Source organism: Coprococcus eutactus, assembly GCF_001404675.1.
In the GTDB taxonomy this organism is placed as follows: Bacteria; Bacillota; Clostridia; order Lachnospirales; family Lachnospiraceae; genus Coprococcus; species Coprococcus aceti.
In genome coordinates this window covers 13,077-34,289 of record NZ_CYXU01000007.1, presented here as the reverse complement: position 1 = coordinate 34,289, position 21,213 = coordinate 13,077, and the positions used below count along the sequence as shown (strand labels likewise).

The following is a 21,213-nucleotide window of genomic DNA, read 5'->3' as shown; positions in this document are numbered from 1 at the left end:
ATTTCCCATCTGGGTATTATTGTGTTACGCTCATTTTTTATGCAAGCCGCGAACCAGGATCCGCATCTACATCATATTCTATTATCATAGCATAAGCCATATTTGATATATTGACTGCACTATGGTCTCTGTCCCATTGCGCCCTCAAGTGTGATCGTCTCACCACTCATGTACTTGAAATCCGGTGATGCGAGTGCCACGCACGCACGTCCAATCTCCTTCTCTACGTCTCCGAAGTGTCCCATTGGCGGCATCTTTACATTTGCCTTGAACGCATCCGGATATGCCTTCTCAAAGTTCTCAAGCTGTGATGTCCATGCGAGAGGACATACTATATTGACATTTATTCCATCAGCTGCCCACTCGGTGGCTGCAACTCTTGTAAGGCCCCTGATGCCTTCCTTTGCTGCCGCATATGCACACTGTCCGTAATTTCCAAAGAGGCCTGCACCTGATGCAAAGTTGATGACTGAACCCTTTGTCTCCTTCAGATATGGATAGCATGCCTGCATATAGTAAAATGCAGCGTAAAGACCTGAATATATGGCAAGGTCAAACTGTGCTGTTGTGTGATCTGCGATGGTAACGCCTGATGCAGATGCCTGCGCATTGTTGATGAGCACATCTATTCTTCCAAATTCCTTAACTGTCTGCTCCACAACGTTCTTGACGACGCTCTCGTTGTCCGCACCTGCGTTTACATCAGCCTGGACTGCAAGAACCTTGATCCCATATTTGCTCTCAAGCTCTGCCTTTGCATCCTCAAGTTTCTTGACATTACGTCCTGTAAGCACCAGATTGGCACCTTCCTTGGCATATGCTGTCGCTATTCCGTATCCGATGGATCCACAGCTTCCATCGCTGAGAACTGCACGTCCGCCTCCTGTTATTATCGCTGTCTTACCTGTTAAAAAACCCATATGTGTACACTCCTTCCCTAGCCATGACTACTTTCTTCACACCGCATAGATTTCTGTCAACCATAACATATATCTATAATTTCATAGCCCATGTCTATTATTATAGCCACACGGCCGCCCCAAAACAACACCTTCACATACCTTTAAATGAAAATATTTATGCATATCGTTCCTCAGAACACTGGTGATACAGCTTGCAGCAGTTTTATTGCTTCCTATGGTGTTTGGCATCAATGGAATCTGATATGCAGCTATCGCACTGCTCTCTATATCACCTTATTCACTATATTTCGAAGCTCCGCATAATTGCATGCAGCCAGTACATCCTCGTCCGTCTTGTTCTGCAGCGACAAATACCACACCGGTGTCATTCCAGCATTTTTCGCTCCCATGACATCCTTCTTGTAGCTATCGCCCACATAGATGACCTCATCGTTCTTTACGCCCAGCTTTGTAGCTATCATATCGAACATCCTGCGGTTCGGCTTTTCTATACCAGCCTCCTCGCTTGTTATCATTGCGTCAAGTCTGCCCGTAAGTCCAAGTCTGTCTATCTTCCTGAACTGGATATGCGCAGTCATATCTGTACAGATACCAATCTTTATTCCTCTGGCTTTCATATCATCTATAAACTCCAATGCCCCGGGGAATATGGATATCTTGTTCAGGAAATTGTTCCAGAAATAGTTGTACACCTGCAGGTCATACTTAAATGGTGATACCCCCAGAATCTCCAGCATCTTCTGGAAGTACAGCACCCTATTGTGCTGCGCCGCCATATCCCAGGCAGAGAGCTGATCCTTTACCATGTCTCTGCCTTCTTCAAAGGCTTTCATCACTGTCACTTCATCTATATGAAGAAGTTCATTTGCCACATATCTCACAGTGTCTTCCACTGCCTTATCATTCTCGTGAAGGCAGTCGTATAATGTATCATCTAAATCAAATACTATTGCTCTTATCATATCTACCGGCACTCCCTTCGAACTTCATCGGTGATCGTTGTTCCACCGGACTTATACCAGTTGTCCACAAAACTGTCAAATTCATCCAGATCTGCTTCACCTGTAACTATCTTCAGGTAAGTATTGCTCTCCAGATTCTCAAGGTGCCACCAGTCTGACACCATGGTCTCAGTCTCACCGAAGTACAGAGATTCGACTTTATTTGTACGCGCATCATTGAGGATCTTGCATGCAGTTATACGGGATGTATATGCCGCCCAGTCCTCCGATGACGCATTATCTTCATTCTTGAGATATGACTCACACGCCTCATAATAAGATTGTTCCAGCAGATTCAGATCATCCGGCTGCCTTATGCCAGAGAACACGTGGTTCAGCTCGCCATAGCATATCTGAAGTGCATTGTTGTAGTCCACGTTCATTGCAAGTGGTCTTGCGGTAGGATCCACATTGAGTTTGTAGTAATCCTTTATAGCCTGATTGTCTTTGTCCTCATATCTTACATAGTCGAACAGCACACTTATTATCTTGCACACTATCTCCGGGTGCTCATATCCCTTTCTGACTACCACGAAGTTGCCATATGGAACCTGAGTGTGATAACTCGTTGAGTCGTTTTCCTCTGTGGCAAGCAGATATGGTTCCCACTTTGCTGTTGGATCGGCCGCTACAGCGTCCATAAGAGGATTATTTGGCGCCCACCATGGTCCAAAGAATGAACCACACTGTCCATTCACTATGAGTTCTATTATGTTGCTGCTTGTCCGCATGAGGAAATTCCGATCCAGAATCCCTTCCTCGTACATCTCATGTATATGCTCCAGAGCCTTCTTTGCCTCCGGCTGTACAGAACCATACACAACCTTTCCGTCCTCATCCTTTATCCACTGTTTCGGAAATGCCCCATATGCGGCAAATACAATGTCGAGTGTGTACTCGCTGCTATAACCACAACCGCCGCAGAGACTTGTGTCTGCCACCAGCCCTACGGTACTTCCTACACCATTATTTCCCGGATCTTTCTCAATAAACTGCCTGATGATCTCCTCCGCATCCGAAAGTGTTCTCGGAGCCTCAAGTCCCAGCTTATCCATCCAGTCTTTTCTAAGCCATATCAGATTTGGTCCATCTGATATATTTGTCTCAGGTATGGCCATGATACGGTCATCAAATGTGACTACATCCATAATACTGCTGCCATAACTCTTATATATGTTCTTTATCGTTTCACTCATACAGTTGTTATAACTGTCTGTGAGATCCTCGATCATGTCATTTTCCACCAGATACTGCAGCTCATCCATGTCCTGGACGATCATCACATCCGGAAGATCCTTCTGTGCTATCACCATGGATACATTATCATCATACTGATTATCAGCAGCCTCAAATATATCCTGGTTCTGCACATTTAAGATTTCATTTAATATCTGTGTGTATGCGTTATTTTCATACGTTTCTCCCTGTGGGAGATTTGAATTATTTGCACCGGACAGCTTTCCCAGGGTATAGGTGAGCTGTTCCGGATACCTTCCAAGCGGCGTTGTCTCCGCAATATGCATGGCAGACTCATATTCTGCATCTGTGGTCGCCTTAGACGGGTTGGAGGGGGTGTTATTGTCCTGGCAGCCACATATTATTATAAGGGTAATTGTTAGCACACATGTTATTATTTTTTTCAGATACTTCATTGCTGGCATATGCTTTCCTCATTCCACTTAGGTTTTGCAAATAATTTCATATATTATCCTTAACCCTTTACGCCTCCAGACATGCTATCCTTGTAGCACTTCTGCATTATCATAAAGAGAATGATAATCGGTACGGATATCAGCACTGCGCCAGCCGCAAATGAGTTGAACCAGTTGTACACATACTCTTTCTCGAGCATGTTCCAAAGTCCGATGGATACTGTGTAATAGTCCTTGTTGGCTCTGCATATAACCTTGGCAAACACAAAATCAATCCATGGTGCAAGGAACGAATTCAGAACCGTATAAACTATGATCGGTCGGCTGAGTGGTATGATGATCCTTGTAAATGACTGCCATCTTGTAGCACCATCAAGGTATGCTGCTTCTTCCAGCGACTTTGGTATAGTATCAAAGAATCCTTTGGCGATATAGAATCCAAGTCCTGAACCGCCTGAATATACGAGTACCAGAGCAACCCTGATGAGTGAGCCTTCTGAAAGTCCCAGAACCTTAAGGATGTAATACACAGCTATCATAGCCATGAATCCCGGGAACATTCCAAGGATAAGTGCCACATTCATAAATGGCTTTCTCAGTCTGAAACGCATTCTTGACATACAGTATGAAACTGCAAGCACGAACGCTGTTGATATTATACATGAGAAAATTGCTATTATCAAAGTATTCTTGAACATCTGCATGAAATTCAGAATACCTGTGTCTGTAAAAAGCTTTGTATAGTTTGCCAGAGTCAGAGACTTTGGCAGCAGAGTTGAAACATACTGTCCTTTCTCTCCTCTGAAGCTTATCATGATTATCCATGCGATCGGCAATACCCAGATAACCGAAAGGATTACCAGTATGATATGAACCACGATGTCTCCCAGTGTCCATTTGCTTCTTGCTTTAATCTCATTATTATTTGATTTAGCCATTACTGAAATCCCTCCTCATCTTTATATGATGCGGTGTTGTGGTAAGTTACCAGTGACACAACAGCGAGAACTATGAATGTCATTATACCTATAACAGCACCTAAGTTGTAGTACTGATTATCAACCGTCAGCTTATAGAGCCATGTGACAAGAAGATCTGTCTTTCCGGCAGTCTTTCCAACCGGGGTAGGCGCTCCATTTGACAGAAGGTAGATAACGTTAAAGTTGTTTATATTTCCTGCAAATGTTGTTATCAGATATGGTGCTGTGACAAACAACATATAAGGAAGAGTGATCTTGAAGAAGATCTTTACCGGGCCTGCTCCGTCAACTCTCGCAGCCTCGTATATCTCCTCCGGTATGCTCTGGAGAATTCCTGTGACCTGCATGACGGTAAATGGAATTCCTATCCAGATATTGATGACAATTACCATGACTCTGGCAAGTGTTGCATTGCTCCAGAATGGAATAGCATTGTCGATTATTCCGTTATTTATAAGTAATGTATTGACGATACCATTCTGACTGAAGATCGTTCTCATCAGAAGAAGTGATACGAATTGCGGAACCGCTGCTGAGAGCATGAAGATTGCTCTCCACATACCTTTTGCCCTGGTTCCCTTTCTGTTGATCACCATTGCGAGTATCATTCCAAGGAAGTAGTTACTAAATGTGGCTGCCACAGCCCAAACAAGCGTCCAGCCAAGCACTGACCAGAATGTACTTCCTATTGCATCACTAAAGTTCAATATCTTTGCAAAATTCTTCAGTCCAACCCAGTTGAATATAACTGTATGTGAACCAAGCTTGCTGTAATTTGTAAATGCCATAAATATCATGAAAACCAATGGCAATATCGTAAATACAACGACTAAAAGTACAGGAAGTGGAAGAAGAAATGCATGAAGATTGCTGTCAAACAGACTCTTCACATCGTCCTTAAACTTTGGAACCTTTTTGCCTTTATCCCACAGGCAATACGCTTTGTATGCGCTCTCTATACTTACTACCCAAAGGCAGATGAATGCGAAAATTATAAACAGTGTTGCCACACCGTACAGGAGCATGAGCAGAGAGTTGTCACCCTGGGTATATTCAAATACACCCTTTGCATCATTCCAGACCTTCTGCTGTTCCTGACCACCCAGATGGAAGATATCCACCAGTAGTGATGCTCCATGCTTTATCATAAACCATATAAACAGTACCTCAAGTACTAGGTACGAAAATCCCTTTACAAACTGTTTTCTGACTATGCTTCCAAACCCCAAGATCAGAAATGAAATTCTGGTAGCTATGTCTCCATTTGCCGCTGCCTGTGCAACGGTATATGGGTAATCAGATCTTCGTATTTTCTTTATTTTGCTTTTTTTATTTGTTATAGCCTGAGCCATCCTAACACCTCCGTCTCAAAGTAAATCATTATCTCTTCTTATTACAAGTGCCCCATCACCTGTAGATGAATGGAGCACCTGTTTTTGAAATATATAACTAGTATTTTTACTGTGCTACATCAGTGTTAAGTGATGTGTTGAATGACTCTGTCATATCTGCTGCGTTGTCATGTGTAACCTCACCATTTACGAGAGACTTACCAAAGTTTTCTGCTGGTGTCCAGTAGTTGCTCATCTTAGGAACAAATGGCTGGATGAATGCTGTTGTATCGAATGTTGCATTCTGAGCTGTTACAAGTGCATCGCCCTTAACTGCATCGCTCTCAAGAAGGCTTGTGTTACATGGAACGATGTTTCTTGCTGTGTAGTGTGACTCCTGTGATGCCTCATTTCCAAGGTAGAGTGCAAGTGCAACTGCAACCTGTGGATACTCACAGTTAGGATTTACAGCGATTGCCTTTGATCCTGCAAATGAGAGGAGCTGCTTGTCCGCACCGCCGATCTTGGCTGTTGGCATAACTGCGATTCCGAGATCATCTCCAAGTGCATCGTGTAATGCTGCGTAGTCCCATGAGCCTGAGAACATTGCTGATATTGAACCATCTGTCATACCTGAGATACCAACACCTGACTCATCGTTTACAAAGTTCTTGTTGTTTACAAGATCTACCAGGTAGTCTGTAACAGCCTTGCCGTTGTCACCACCGAAGTTGATTCCTGCATCATTGTCTGTACCATCACCGAATAATGTTCCGCCATTTGCAAGGTAGAATGCTGCGATGTACCATGAGTTTGAGAGTGGGAATGAAACCTTACCCTTCTCAAGCATTGTGTCAAGGCTCTTTACATCATCCTCTGTAAATGTCTTCTTGTTGTAGTACATAAACCATGTATTTGTTGTAAATGGCACACCATAGATACCTCCATCAACTGTGATAGAATCTACGATCGCCTGTGAATTTGTTGACTTAACATAATCTGCTGTGCTTCCGCCGAGCTCCGAAATAGCACCTGCATCGATCAGAGTCTGTAACTGGTCATTTGCGAACATGTATACATCTGCTGACGCTGAAACATCCTGTGTTACAGTCTTTCCAGCATCACCCTCACTACATGTACCATACTCAAATGTGATATCCCAGTTTGGATGCTCTTTCTTGAATGCCTCACATGTTGTCTGTAACCACTCGCCGTAATCAGGTGACTGATCCTCAGCTGGTCCCCAGACTGTAAGTGTTGTCTTGATTGCCTCTTCCTCTGAAGCTGCCTCTGTTGCATCTGTAGCCTCTGTTGCATCACTCTTTGCTGCTGTTGTTGACTCATCCTTTCCTGAATCTCCACATCCTGCCAGCATTGACATTCCCATTACACCCGCAAGTGCAACTGCTGCAAATCTCTTAACTCTCATAACCGTTCCTCCTTAAAAATATAGTTTTGATTGAATGTTTTTAACACCTTTGCAGTACCTTTACCTTATGTCATCATTATAAGAAAACGTTTCCAATCCGTATATATCAATGATTTTAGAAACATGTTGGATTTTTTAGATATGTTGAATTTTTTTGATGGGCGGGCGCCGCTCCGGCAAGAAACCAGTCGAATGGCAGTCAACTGCGCTACCGCTCCGACCGCATATACAGTGGCGGATCTCCTATATCACACAAGGCGGCTATATAAGATATACTCTGGTTTAGTCAAAAGAATGTTAGCAATGTTATTATGTCTCTCATATATAGATTTTATTACATATATAGATTCTGTTTTATTTTTCGCCGATAACTGGTTTTGTTATTATAAAGTATAAAAAAATGTACCTCTTGAGCTTTAATTAGCTTCAAAAGGTACATCCACTCTTCGTATTTTTTATAATTTTTCTAGTTTTCTACTCTCTTTGGGAAGTGGAGCATTACTTTCGTGCCGGCTCCCGGGGTGCTGTCTATTTTTATTGCATACTGTTCACCGTAGTAGAGTTTAAGCCTCTCGTTTACATTTGACACACCGTAGCCATTGGACGACTTGGACAGGATCAGGGCGGCCTGGGTCTTTGTCATACCGACACCGTTGTCAGATACGGTAAAGTCAATGAAATCTCCATTCTCCTTTCCCTCTATGCGTATCTCTCCTCTGCCGTCAGTCTTGACGTCAATTCCATGCCCTATCGCGTTTTCAAGCAGCGGCTGGAGTATCAGATTCAATGTTTCGTATTTTAAGATACTGTCATCTATGTCGTACACCACATCAAAGCTGTTGTCATGCATGGCAAGCTGGATATCAAGATACGACTTGATATTTGCTATCTCATCTTTGACAAGCAGGATGTTTTTTCCTTTGTTCAGGGCTGTCCTGTAGAATGTGGACAGAGACAAGGTGATCCGGCTTATGTCTTCCTGCTCCGCCTCAAGGGCTTTCCAATTGATCATAGACAGAGAATTGTACAGGAAATGCGGGTTGATCTGGGCCTGAAGTGCCCTCATCTCGTATTCTTTTTCCTTGATCTTGCTCTGATATACCTCATTGACAGTCTCATCAAGGCGCTTACTCATGCTGTTGTAGCCATTTATAAGATCACCAATCTCATCTGTACTGTCATTTTCTATAACCATGCCCAGATTTCCTGTCTCGGTGGCCTTCATAGTCTTCTGAAGATTTTTGATTCGCTTCGTTATAAATTCTGATACCATATTTATACATAATATACCTGCGAGCATACTTACCAGAAGTGCCGCCACCGCTATTATAAGTATCGGACGAACCGATGAGATTATAAGTTTGTTCGGTTTGTATACACATATGTTCCAACCGGTCGCCTTGGACGTCTTATCTATGAACTGATACCCTGAATTTTCCATCTCTCTCAGGGCATCGAATTTATCCACATCCAATTCATATGCTGACTGCTCATCGGCAAATGTATTCTTGTTGAATATCATATGTCCATACTCATCCTCTATGATAAGCCCATAATTATCAAACATTGTCTCTGTATAAAACGGTTGAAATACACTGTCATAATCCACGCCTACATACAAAACACCCTTGGCACCTTTCTGCTCCAGCATAGCCATCCGACTGACTGAAAATGCAGTTCGGCTTTCCAGATCAATATGCCAGTGTATATTGTTATCCAGATCATCATATGCATGCGTTCCATCCGCCAGATCTTTTAACGGTGCAACTGTTGACCCATGTTTCACATCACTGGCGTCAGTATATATCGTGACCTGATTTACATCCTCATGGAAATACATGATCGATGCCAGCAGGGGATCGATCACCGTACTGAACTGCTCATAATTCTGATATGCCGATTGATCCGCACTCAGTATCTTTGCAATCGACTGGTTATACGATATATATTTAGAGAGGTTGTTATATATCTCCAATTCATTGTCCATGGAATCCGTGGTCTGGCTGACATAAGATTCCAAGATTGTTGTCTCCCGGGCCCACAGGATCTTTTTCATCTCCATATATGTTATACCCAGTATTATCATAACAGGCACAAGTCCGGCCAGCAGATAAATAACAACCATTTTGCCAGTCAGCTTCATATCACGAAATCTCTTCTTGACTCCACCTTTGTTCATCTACGATCCCCCTGCTTAACGAGTTCTGCAATCGTCCTTTTCCAAGTCTGCTGTATGTCTACTCACCGCCTGCAACACCGCTCTCCCTGAATTTCTGAGGGCTCACTCCATAAAACTCCCTGAAACTCGAGCAAAAATAGGATACATTCTGATAACCACACATCGCACCTATATCTACAATCTTCGCCATACTATTCTCAAGCATATCCCTTGCCCGCTCCATTCTGTATGACTTGATAAATTTGCTCAGGTTCTGTCCCGTCTCTTTCTTAAACACTGTGCTGAGATAACTTGGGGCAAGATATACCATATCCGCAAGCATATCTATGCCTAGCTCGCTCCCGTAATTCCTGTAAATATACTGCTTTACTATCTCCACTTCCTTATGTCCGGTCTGACTCTTGTCCTCAAAGCAGGCCGCGAGTCTGTCTATCGCAACCTCGACAAGACCTGTAAGGCTCTGAAAATCTGTCGTCATATACATCTTTTCAACATCCTTGTTAAGATCCGCCTCACCGGTCCCATCTATACTGCCGTATATGTCCTTCAAAAGATTTGAGTAGAGAAACTTTATATATATCTGTGAGCACTCATTCTTGTGCCTGTACTTTTCACAGAATTTGTCAAAATGTTCCCTGAGTGCCTCCACATCCTTCATCTTGATGTCCTGTTTCATCTGTTTCATGAGAGTGTCATCATCAAACTGGATCATTCCTGACGAATCGCTCTCCATATTTGGGTAGAACACCTTTATCTCCGGATGATAAAACTTATTGTCCATAAGCTCATCAAGCTCATCGACCTTCTGTTTCATGTCCTCAGGGTTCTCTATATCCGATGAAACTGCTATAAAACATTCCTCATCGTAATCACTTTTAATTATCCTGGCAAGCTCCTGGGCCGTGTAAACCGCATCTGTTTCATCGCCCAGAAAAATAAGTTCCTGCTGTTGATTCAGATTGAGGTATCTCTGTATTCCAAGTGCCATTATCTTCTCATTTTTCTTGAAATCTACATCTCGTCTTCCAAAGAAATCGTGATTAAATTCAACCAGCAGAATTCTCTTAAATCTGGCGAAATTCAGGTTCAGACCGTTGTACTCTCTGCGTATGCTCTCTATATCTTCGCCATTTACAAGCATATATAGCGCATGCTCATAAAGGAATTCCATGCTCTTGCTCTTGAGCTCATCCGAGGCTTTAGCCGCCTCTAGCTCATCCACAACCTTCTCCAACGTCTCCTTAAACTCCTTCGGGTCGACCGGTTTCAATATATAATCCACAACTCCCAGCCTTATTGCTCTCTTTGCATAGTCAAATTCATTGCAGCCGCTAAATATCACACATCTCATTTTCTTCTTCTCATTTACCACATTGTCAATGAGTTCTATACCGTCCATGAAAGGCATCTTCACATCGGTGAGGAGGATATCATAATTCTCCTGACGCATCTTCTCCAATGCATCAAGACCGTTTACCGCCTCGTCGATATCAAATTCCATATTCAGCTTTTTCAGGAGGAATCTTATCCCGTTTCTCTCTATTCTCTCGTCATCAACGATCAGTATTCTATACATCTCTCCACCGCCTTCCTTTTTCTTGATGTGAACTGTTTTCGCATCACATTACAACTTTAGTATATTTAATTATAACCGACTTACTTCCTGTTCGCCACCAAAACCTAAATCAAAAGGGGACGGAGGTGCCTGCCCCCTCCGTCCCCTGCTGTGAAATAAACTAAGTTTTATATTATAATCTCCAAATGTCCTTGTTGTACTCAGCGATGGTTCTGTCTGATGAGAAGAATCCAGCCTTGCTGATGTTGACAAGTGCCTTCTTTGCCCAAGTCTTGCGATCTTCGTAATCTGCAAGTACGCCTTCCTTGGTCTTGATATAATCTTCAACATCGAGGAGTGTCATGAACCAATCCTTTACGATAAGTTCGTTGTGAAGTCTCTCAAGGCTTTCCTTCTGTCCGATCTCAAGGAGCTCATCGCTCACGATGAAATCAACAAGCTTCTTGATCTCAGGCTGCTCGTAGTAATCCTTTGACACATAATCAGCCTTTGCATAGTGGTCGATGACTGCCTCGCTTGACTCGCCAAAGAAGTAAATGTTGTCCTCGCCGACAAGCTCTCCAATCTCAACATTTGCACCATCTCTTGTACCAAGAGTGAGCGCGCCGTTCAGCATGAACTTCATGTTTCCGGTACCTGATGCCTCCTTTGATGCAAGTGAGATCTGCTCTGAAATGTCACATGCAGGTATGATCTTTGCTGCCTTTGACACATTGTAGTTCTCGATCATGACAACCTTGAGGTATGGACTTACCTCTGGGTCATTATCGATGAGCTGCTGCAGGCAGAGGATGAGATGAATGATATCCTTTGCGATGGTGTATGCAGGAGCTGCCTTTGCACCAAATATTACAGTTACAGGAGTCTTTGGAAGATTTCCTGCCTTGATATCGAAGTACTTGTGGATAACCCAAAGTGCGTTCATCTGCTGACGCTTGTACTCATGAAGTCTCTTAACCTGTATATCAAAGATAGAATTCTCATCTATGTCAATGTTCTGTGTCTCCTTAAGGTAATCCTTGAGAACGACCTTGTTCTGCTTCTTGATATCCATGATCTTGCCAAGGACTGCATCATCATCATAGAACTTAGCGAGGTCATTCAGTTTCTCTGCATCCTTCTTGTAGCCGTCACCGATGAGCTCTGTGATATAAGCTGCAAGCTGCTCGTTGCAGTGGAGAAGCCATCTTCTGAATGTGATACCATTTGTCTTGTTGTTGAACTTCTCAGGATAAATCTTGTAGAAGTTGTTCAGCTCAGAATCCTTGAGGATCTCTGTGTGAAGGTATGCAACACCGTTTACACTGTGGCTATAGTGTATATCAATGTGTGCCATGTGCACTCTCTGATCCTTGTCGATGATATATACGCTCTCATCCTTGTATCTGTTACGAACCTTCTCATCCAGTTTCTTGATGATAGGAACAAGCTGTGGAACAACCTTCTCAAGGTAAGCAAGCGGCCACTTCTCAAGAGCCTCTGCAAGGATAGTATGGTTGGTGTATGCGCACACCTCTGTCACGATCTCTGTAGCCTCGTCAAATGAGATGCCCTCAGCGATAAGAAGTCTGATGAACTCAGGGATCACCATTGAAGGATGTGTATCATTGATCTGAACTGCTGCATAATCAGCCAGATCGTGAAGATTTGAACCCTTTGCCTTAGCCTCATCAAGAATGAGCTTTGCACCATTTGCCACCATGAAATACTGCTGGTAGATACGGAGAAGATTTCCAGCCTCATCGCTGTCGTCCGGGTACAGGCAGAGTGTCAGGTTCTTTGCAATGTCTGTCTTGTCGAAGTTAATTCCGCCCGGCTCCATGATGGACTCGTCAACGCTCTCGATATCGAAGAGGTGGAGCTTATTTGTTCTGTTCTCGTATCCGGTTACATCTATATCGTACATTCTTGACTGGACTTTCAGGTTGCCAAATGTGATCGTGTTGGTAACGTCTGTCTTCTCGAGCCAGCTGTCTGCCTCAATCCAAGGATTTGCAGTCTCCTTCTGGTAGTTGTTCTCAAATACCTGCTTGAACAGACCCATGTGGTAGTTAAGTCCAATTCCATCTCCGTGAAGTCCGAGGGTTGCCATGGAGTCAAGGAAGCATGCTGCAAGTCTTCCAAGACCGCCATTTCCAAGTGATGGTTCCGGCTCAACCTCCTCTATGTCATAGATGCTCTTGCCATTCTCAGCAAGCACCTGTTTAACCTCGTCAAATACACCAAGGTTGATGAGATTGTTCGAGAGAAGCTTTCCTATGAGGAACTCTGCTGAGATGTAATAAACCTTCTTCTGTCCCTCCTCTGAAACCTTTCCGTCTGCGAGCTTCTTTGTCATATCAAGGAGTGCGAAGTAGATCTCCTCGTTTGTGCAGTCCTTGATCTCCTTGTTGTATTTCTTCATGCAAATGTCCTTTAACATAATATCCTCCTTACAAATATACGTCTTCACCCTGTTTCTTCCATACAGTCTGGTGAGATCCCTTAATTTATCTATATGTTCCTGTGTAAATTCCCATGTTGCGCCCTTGGTAAGCCTCCACTTCCAGTTGCCGCCAAGCGTTGATGGATAGTTCATTCTGGCACTGTTGTCCTTGCCCAGAATATCCTGCATCTGAAGTATGACCGTGTCCGCTGAGCTCATGTAAAGTGCATGTATCATCTTCTCTGCCACATCATCCAGGCTGTTCGCCATGAGGTACTTCATCATATATTCCTGAAGCTCCTCACTCTGTCCGCTGATATAACTTTTCAGCATATCATTATCGTGGGTTCCGATATACGCTACGTAGTTCTTTGCGTGATTGTGCGGCAGATATTCATTTGCCGTATTGCCGTCAAATGCAAATTCCAACACCTTCATGCCCGGATAACCGGATTCCTTTACAAGTTTCTGAACCTCTGGCACGACCACGCCGAGGTCCTCAGCTATAACCTTGGATGAACCTATGGCACTGTCTATAGCATCGATGAGTTTCTTTCCCGGTCCCTGTCTGTAGTAGCCATCCTTCGGCTCGCCATTTGCCGGGATGCTGTAGTATCTGACTATCCCGATAAAGTGATCTATACGGATCACGTCGTAGAGTTTTGCAGATGCAGCAATTCTCTTCTTCCACCACGCGAAATCATCCTTCTCCATGACATCCCAGTCATAGATCGGGTTACCCCACTTCTGTCCGTAGCTTGAGAACATGTCCGGCGGGCACCCTGCCACAACTGACGGTGCCAGACTTCCAGAAAGCTGGAACTGATCCGTGTTCGCCCACACATCAGCACTGTCCAGTGCCACATAGATTGGAATATCTCCAATGATGCTTATGCCGTTTCTGTTGGCATACTCTTTTAATGGCATCCACTGCTCGTAGAACTTGAACTGAAGGAATTTGTAGAATTCCACGTCTTCACCAAGCTTTTCTCTGTAAGCTGCCATAGCCTCCGGCTTTCTCTTCTTGATCGCCGGTTCCCACGCAAGCCATTCTCTATTGTTATGATCAGCCTTGATCGCCATATACAGCGCATAGTCATCTATCCACTGTTCATTTTCCTCTATGAAATCTACGTAATCCCTGCTGTCTTTGTGCTCTGATCTGCCAAATGCTTTTCTGAGAACTTCAAATCTCTGTCTGTATATTCTGGCGTAGTCGATCTCGTCATCACTGTCAGCCCATTTGTAGGATTCTACCTCCTCTTTCTTGATAAGCCCTTCAGCTATCAATGTATCCAGATCGATAAAATACGGATTGCCCGCAAATGCTGAAAACGACTGATAAGGACTGTCACCGAAGCTTGTTGGTCCTATCGGAAGCACCTGCCAGTACTTCTGCCCTGCTCTTTTCAACATATCAACAAAATCATAAGCATCTCTTCCCATAGTTCCAATTCCATATGGTGATGGGAGGCTGCTTATCGGCAGGAGTATTCCTGCGCCACGCTCCAACGCTTTACTCATATATGATACCTCCTGAACAGTTCCTGTTATGGCTTGTATTTTATTAGCATTTTCCCTTTTATGCTTGCATTATATAAGCAATTAATTGTACAATTCTATCATCTTGATGATGTACAATATGTAAAAGATGTAAAAAATCGTCGAATTTATGAACAAAAAGGAGGCACATGGTTATATGAACAGTCTTGAATACGAAAATCTTCTGGAGAATAAGACCCATGCGGACCCAATGTTTCCGTACAATACTTACCTGTGCTCCATACCACTTGACTTCAATTCTGTGTCTCTGCACTGGCATGAATTTATGGAGATTATCTATATCAAAAAAGGCAAGGGAAATGTGACTGTGGACTTCACAACTCACTATGTTGAGGAGGGTGACATAGTCATTATCCTGCCAGGACACATTCACGGAATCTCCCAGCACGAAGGCTATTCAATGGAATATGAGAATATTCTTTTCTCCGTCGACATGTTCAGATCCAGAAATCACGACTCACTGGACAGCGAGTTTTTCCTGCCTCTGCTGGCGGGCGACGTGGATATCAAGAGTATTTATGACAGGGACGATCCATTATATCCGTCTCTTTCCGCGTGTCTTAACAGGGTAGACAAGCTCTGCTCAGAGACGCCAAAGGGATACCACCTTGCACTTAAGGGATGCTATTTTGAATTCTTCTACATTCTCTATGCCAACTCCACCGCAAGGGATGAGGCAGACAGGAAGAACCGAGCCAGGGATCTGGAGAGAACAAAACTCATCCTCTCCTACATAGACGAAAATTACAAAGAGGCCATATCCATAACGGATATAGCCTCCTACTGTGGATTCTCTGAATCCCATTTTATGCGATTTTTCAAGAACACCATGGGGGTGTCATTTGTATCATATCTGAACGACTTCAGGCTGAATGTTGCCGCAAGACTTCTCTCCTCCAATGACGAGAGCATACTCTCTGTCGCGGAGAACTGCGGCTTCTTCAACCTGTCCTACTTCAACAGGATGTTTAAGAAGAAATACGGCGTGACTCCGGGTAAATACAGGGATAATCATAACCTGTAAGCGGCCACTCATTGCCTACTACGCATCAGATCTTGAATACGAGTTCTTCATCTGATTGCTGAGTTCATAGAGGACCCTGCCAAGGGTTGCATTTGCCTCACGTCTCACCATGTCTGTGGTCTCCTGGTTGGCCTGTTGGCGGAGTTTCTCGCCCAATGGCTGTTCATTCATAATATCATCATATCTGCATATTATCTCATGTGCCTTGGACATGACTTTCTCCTCGTACCTTTCGATATGGAACACCGACTTCGCATAAGATGCATCCGCCATCGCTGCGATCATGCGGCTGGTCCAGTAGAAGTTGTCCGTGGAAGCATCCGCCCCTGTATTTGCCAGATACTCAGGAGTCGTGTCTACATTTGCATAGAAAGGAACCATGACATTGAATGCATTCGATGCAAATGCTATCCACTGTACAGCGCAGATATCCTCTCCAACATATGGTCTCATCTGGATCGCCGACATGAAATCCGTCCTGTTCACACCTATCGATCTATATGCCCCGCGCATCTTATTGTCGCCGTAATTGCCGTACGGATCATACGGAGTTCCCTGATAATGCGAAGAAAGCACATACTTCACATCCTCCATGGTTATCTTCTTCTCTGGTATCATGCACCATGGAATGTCATCCGAAACCGGCGTAAAGTCCGCATCCGGTCCGTCCCAGACTGCCGAATTCGGGTTGAGCGTCCGCTCCATGAACCATGCCCTCGGGGTGTTGTACACGTGATCCGCATCGTCGTGGCTGCCGAATATATTCCGTGGACAGATCGTGTCCTCCATATTCTCCACGTTCAGATGATACTTTTCTATAAATGCTGGAAGATCTGCCGAGCACATGAACTCGCTCTGCGCTCCCATTGCGTCTGCCATATCAAATTCGTCCATACCAAACTGGTTTGGCATGACAACATACACATCATCAGGAACTTTTCTCGCGATCCAATGATGTCCTCCGATGGTCTCAAGCCACCAGATCTCGTCTACATCCTGAAATGCAATTCCGTTCATCTCATAGGTTCCATATCGTTCAAGCAGGCTGCCAAGTCTCTTCACGCCCTCTCTTGCGCTCTTTATATATGGAAGTGTAATGCTGACTATATCCTCCTCGCCGATACCTCCAGTCTTCTCAGGCTTATCTCCCTCCGCAGGCTCATAGCACACCAGTGGATCCGCGCCGAGCACTCTTGGATTTGAGGTTATGGTCTCCGTCGCCGTCATAGCCACATTTGCAGAATTCACTCCGCTTGCCGCCCAGATTCCTTCGCCCGCCAGCGCATTTGGAACACAGGTGTAACGCATCGGATCATCCGGAAGTTCAATCTCCACATGGGATATCTCCGACTTGTATATTCTTGGCTGCTCCTCCGGCTTCACAACCACATATTTCTTCGGCGTGTACGAACCGGCACCAGAATCGTCATTTCTCGCTATTATTGTTGAACCGTCATAAGACGCATTTTTTCCTACCAATATTGTTGTACATGGCATGATCTATTCCTCCATTTTTTTAATATTTTTCATCTTTTTTATAATTAAAAATATAATATATCCCGCAAGGCTTCCTAGGGTATTCATAACTACATCATCGAGCTGGCAGTAACCGCGCTCCGTTATAAGCTGAACCGTCTCTATGCAGACACTGCATAGAAATCCAAACAGTACAGTACATTTGGACAACCTGTCTACCACCCTGCCATCGCCATTCTTACTTCCAGCCACCGCCAGCGGAAAAAGCACGCCGAACGGCACAAAGAGCAATATATTTTCTATGACAAATGCGTGCTCCTGGGGCGTCACTCCCCACGTCTGAAACAGCGTCATGTCAATGCCTTGCCTTGAGCCCGGCTCTCTGGACAGGAACACAGTAACTGCCATCACCACCAGATACACCACCAGCAGAAACCACACTATCGACTTTCTCACGCGACCTCCGGCACTAACCTTTTTCCCTGCAGGACTCACTGTATACACGAGATAAACCACGACTGCTATGCATCCGCATAGAATCCCTATCGGAAGGTAGCCCGCGACCTCCATTATATCTTTTATAATAAGTTCAAACATACATTCCCCTCAATAATTTCTACTATACTATGTCTTGCTGCTCATTATATCATATATCATCGTGCGCAAGCGCGATGACCTGCGCACGCATCAGCGTGCTACATTATACCACGATTCCCAACATGTGTCATTTTACACATTGTTTACATACACCGCGTCTGATATACTTTACATGTCAGTCCAACTAACCATTTGGACGGGCTGAACAAATATAGAACAGGAAATATCCAACATGATAATAGCAAAAAAAATTCTAAAAATAACATGTATCGTCCTCGGCGTGATCCTTGCGGCCGCCATAATATTTGTAGGAGTTCTCACTATAACAGAATACAAGCCAGACGATTCCGAATCCCTTGAGGTCACATCCGGAAGCACATTTGGCAAAAATACAACCGGCTCAGCCAAACTTTCACCATCTGTCGGCGACTCCATATCCATCGTGACATGGAATCTCGGCTACGGATCCCTCGGCGCAAATGCTGACTTTTTCATGGACGGAGGAGACAGTGTGTACACTTCCACAGCCAAGCAGGTAAACGACAATATGGAGGCCATCACATCAGAGCTGAATTCACTTGCCGCTGACATCTTTCTTCTCCAGGAGGTCGATGAACGATCATCCAGAAGCCACAAGATAAACGAAGCCGATATTTTGAGGGAAAAGCTGCCGTCATACACAAGCTCATACGCCTACAACTACAAAACACTCATGGTTCCATATCCACTTCCACCGATCGGCAGAGTGACATCAGGAATAATGACTCTCAGCTCATTTGAAGTATCGGATGCAGAAAGAATACAGCTTCCATGTCCATTTTCCTACCCGATCAGACTGTGCAACCTGAAAAGATGCCTGATCGTGTCCAGAATACCGATTGCCGGAAGTGAACACGAACTCGTCATAGTAAATCTCCACCTGGAGGCTTATGACTCAGGCGAGGGCAAAGCCGCCCAGACCAGGATGCTAGCCGACATTCTCCAAAATGAGGCTGCAGCAGGGAACTACGTTATCGCAGGAGGCGACTTCAACCAGACTTTTTCAAATGTGGATCTGTCCGCATACCCTCAGCAGTCCGCTGACCTGTGGGCACCAGGAAGCATAGATGTATCTGAATTTGGAGATTCCTTCACCTGCAGCACCGATTCCTCAGCTCCGACATGCCGATCCCTGGACAAACCATACGAAGGAAGCGACCACGAGAGTTTCCAATATTATGTCATCGACGGATTCATAGTATCGAGCAATTTGCAGATCAACTCCACAGAGACCATAGATCTGGATTTTAAAAACAGCGATCACAATCCGATAAGACTCGATGTTGCGTTGAAATAAACTATATTTTCAGTTGTTTTATGCATGTTATTTTAATTAACATTAATTATGTATAATTTTATGTTTAAAATACATTTTTCTCTTGATTTATGCCGTTTTTACATGTATTATGGCATTGTAAATGTTATAAATATTAACATTTGTTGCTAGTTTTGAATAATACTTCTAAGAATAATAGAGAATACTCATCAGAGAAAGGAATTTTGATCATGAAGAAATTATCACAGTCACGTCTCGCCGACACTGTCATGAACGGAAGAAAAGAAAAGGGTATGACCCAGGCTCAGCTCGCCGATGCAACCGGTATCAACAGAGCACTCATTTCCAGAATAGAGCAGAAGGATTTTGTTCCTTCTATAGAGCAGCTCGAAAGTTTGTCAGAGGTTTTGAACTTCGATCTCACAGAAATGTTCATCAATGCTGGTGCACACAAGCTCGAGTCTCCATCCCCACTGAACATTGCAGTGGCAGGAACCGGTTACGTTGGTCTGTCCATTGCGACCCTGCTGGCACAGCACAACCATGTAACGGCAGTTGACATCATCCCTGAAAAGGTTGATCTCATCAACAACAAGAAATCCCCTATACAGGACGACTATATTGAGAAATATCTCGCCGAGAAGGAGCTTGATCTCACAGCAACTCTCGATGGCAAATCAGCATACAAGGATGCAGATTTCGTAATCATAGCTGCTCCGACAAACTACGACAGCAACAAGAACTATTTCGACACATCAGCCGTTGAGGCCGTTATCGAGCTCGTCCTCAAGGTCAACCCGGATGCCATCATGGTCATCAAATCAACTATACCAGTTGGATATACCGAGTCCGTAAGGAAGAAATACAACACGTCAAATATCATTTTCAGCCCAGAGTTTCTTCGTGAATCAAAGGCACTGTACGACAACCTCTATCCATCAAGGATAATTGTCAGCACAGACAAGAATGACGAGAAGATAGTTAAGGCATCCCATACATTTGCCGCACTGCTTCAGGAGGGTGCCCTCAAGGAAGATATAGACACTCTGTTCATGGGCTTCACTGAAGCTGAGGCTGTAAAGTTATTTGCAAATACCTATCTCGCACTCCGCGTGTCCTACTTCAACGAGCTTGACACATACGCAGAGATGAAGGGACTTAACACACAGGACATCATAAACGGCGTATGTCTCGACCCAAGAATCGGAACACACTACAACAACCCATCATTTGGATACGGCGGATACTGTCTGCCAAAGGATACAAAGCAGCTCCTTGCCAACTACAACGACGTGCCTCAGAATATGATGAGCGCCATCGTTGAGAGCAACAGAACGAGAAAGGACTTCATCGCAGACCGCGTTCTCTCCATCGCAGGCTACTACGACTACAACAATAACGGTGATTACTCAGCAGCCCAGGAGAAGGAATGTGTCATAGGTGTATACAGACTGACGATGAAGAGCAACTCCGACAACTTCCGCCAGAGCAGTATACAGGGTGTCATGAAGCGTATCAAAGCCAAGGGCGCAACCGTCGTTGTATACGAGCCAACCCTTGAAGACGGAACCACATTCTTCGGAAGCAAAGTTGTAAATGACCTAGACAAATTCAAATCCATGTCCGACGCTGTCATCGCCAACAGGTACAATTCATGCCTCGACGACATCAAAGACAAGGTATACACAAGAGATCTGTTCCAGAGAGACTAATCTTCAAGAAGACCTTTAAGAACATTTTTA

The 21,213-nt window shown here is 44.2% G+C and carries 14 protein-coding genes and 1 pseudogene; 3 read left to right on the top strand and 12 right to left on the bottom strand.

All coding sequences use genetic code 11. The features are described 5' to 3' along the window. Positions 1–119 precede the first annotated feature (119 nt). From ARA78_RS11975 to malQ, 10 genes and pseudogenes are all read right to left on the bottom strand, one after another. Positions 120–920: an SDR family NAD(P)-dependent oxidoreductase gene (locus ARA78_RS11975; protein ID WP_022215951.1), complete on the bottom strand. Its 801-nt coding sequence runs from the start codon at positions 918–920 to the stop codon at positions 120–122. Positions 921–1,186: 266 nt separating this feature from the next. Beyond that, entirely contained in the window at positions 1,187–1,885 is a 699-nt protein-coding gene (locus ARA78_RS11970; protein WP_055280581.1) for an HAD family hydrolase, read from the bottom strand. Positions 1,886–1,887: 2 nt separating this feature from the next. Further along, a complete protein-coding gene (locus tag ARA78_RS11965) occupies positions 1,888–3,585 on the bottom strand; it encodes an extracellular solute-binding protein (RefSeq protein WP_015534107.1) in 1,698 nt (565 codons plus the stop codon). A 50-nt stretch (positions 3,586–3,635) separates the two neighbouring features. Further along, positions 3,636–4,514, bottom strand: a complete 879-nt coding sequence (locus tag ARA78_RS11960) for a sugar ABC transporter permease (RefSeq protein ID WP_022215950.1) — start codon at positions 4,512–4,514, stop codon at positions 3,636–3,638. Beyond that, complete coding sequence (locus tag ARA78_RS11955) at positions 4,514–5,908, bottom strand: carbohydrate ABC transporter permease (protein WP_055280580.1); 1,395 nt, start codon at positions 5,906–5,908, stop codon at positions 4,514–4,516. The genes ARA78_RS11960 and ARA78_RS11955 overlap by 1 nt, the downstream gene beginning before the upstream one ends. 106 nt (positions 5,909–6,014) lie before the next feature. Next, complete coding sequence (locus ARA78_RS11950) at positions 6,015–7,316, bottom strand: extracellular solute-binding protein (RefSeq protein ID WP_015534109.1); 1,302 nt, start codon at positions 7,314–7,316, stop codon at positions 6,015–6,017. 466 nt (positions 7,317–7,782) lie between these two features. Beyond that, on the bottom strand, positions 7,783–9,495 hold the full coding sequence (locus ARA78_RS11945; RefSeq protein ID WP_055280579.1) for a sensor histidine kinase: 1,713 nt from the start codon (positions 9,493–9,495) through the stop codon (positions 7,783–7,785). A gap of 58 nt (positions 9,496–9,553) precedes the next feature. Continuing rightward, positions 9,554–11,071, bottom strand: coding sequence for a response regulator transcription factor (locus ARA78_RS11940; protein ID WP_015534111.1), 1,518 nt, complete (start codon positions 11,069–11,071; stop codon positions 9,554–9,556). Positions 11,072–11,243: 172 nt separating this feature from the next. Further along, positions 11,244–13,493, bottom strand: coding sequence for a glycogen/starch/alpha-glucan phosphorylase (locus ARA78_RS14600; RefSeq protein WP_055280614.1), 2,250 nt, complete (start codon positions 13,491–13,493; stop codon positions 11,244–11,246). A 48-nt stretch (positions 13,494–13,541) separates the two neighbouring features. After that, positions 13,542–15,020, bottom strand: a pseudogene (gene malQ, locus ARA78_RS14595) (4-alpha-glucanotransferase); the annotation flags it as partial. A gap of 175 nt (positions 15,021–15,195) precedes the next feature. Here malQ and ARA78_RS11930 point away from each other — a divergent pair. After that, positions 15,196–16,083 (top strand): AraC family transcriptional regulator, encoded by an 888-nt coding sequence (locus ARA78_RS11930; protein WP_022215944.1) that lies wholly within the window; start codon positions 15,196–15,198, stop codon positions 16,081–16,083. 18 nt (positions 16,084–16,101) lie between these two features. Here ARA78_RS11930 and ARA78_RS11925 read toward each other — a convergent pair whose 3' ends face one another. Together ARA78_RS11925 and ARA78_RS11920 are read right to left on the bottom strand one after the other, a co-directional pair. Beyond that, positions 16,102–17,580: a C69 family dipeptidase gene (locus ARA78_RS11925; protein ID WP_055280578.1), complete on the bottom strand. Its 1,479-nt coding sequence runs from the start codon at positions 17,578–17,580 to the stop codon at positions 16,102–16,104. Between the two features lie 3 nt (positions 17,581–17,583). After that, positions 17,584–18,156, bottom strand: coding sequence for a VanZ family protein (locus ARA78_RS11920; RefSeq protein WP_055280577.1), 573 nt, complete (start codon positions 18,154–18,156; stop codon positions 17,584–17,586). 232 nt (positions 18,157–18,388) lie between these two features. Between ARA78_RS11920 and ARA78_RS11915 the strand changes: the two genes are divergently transcribed. Both ARA78_RS11915 and ARA78_RS11910 read left to right on the top strand, forming a co-directional pair. After that, complete coding sequence (locus ARA78_RS11915) at positions 18,389–19,492, top strand: endonuclease/exonuclease/phosphatase family protein (protein WP_055280576.1); 1,104 nt, start codon at positions 18,389–18,391, stop codon at positions 19,490–19,492. 209 nt (positions 19,493–19,701) lie between these two features. Beyond that, entirely contained in the window at positions 19,702–21,183 is a 1,482-nt protein-coding gene (locus ARA78_RS11910) for a nucleotide sugar dehydrogenase (RefSeq protein WP_022215939.1), read from the top strand. Positions 21,184–21,213 lie beyond the last annotated feature (30 nt).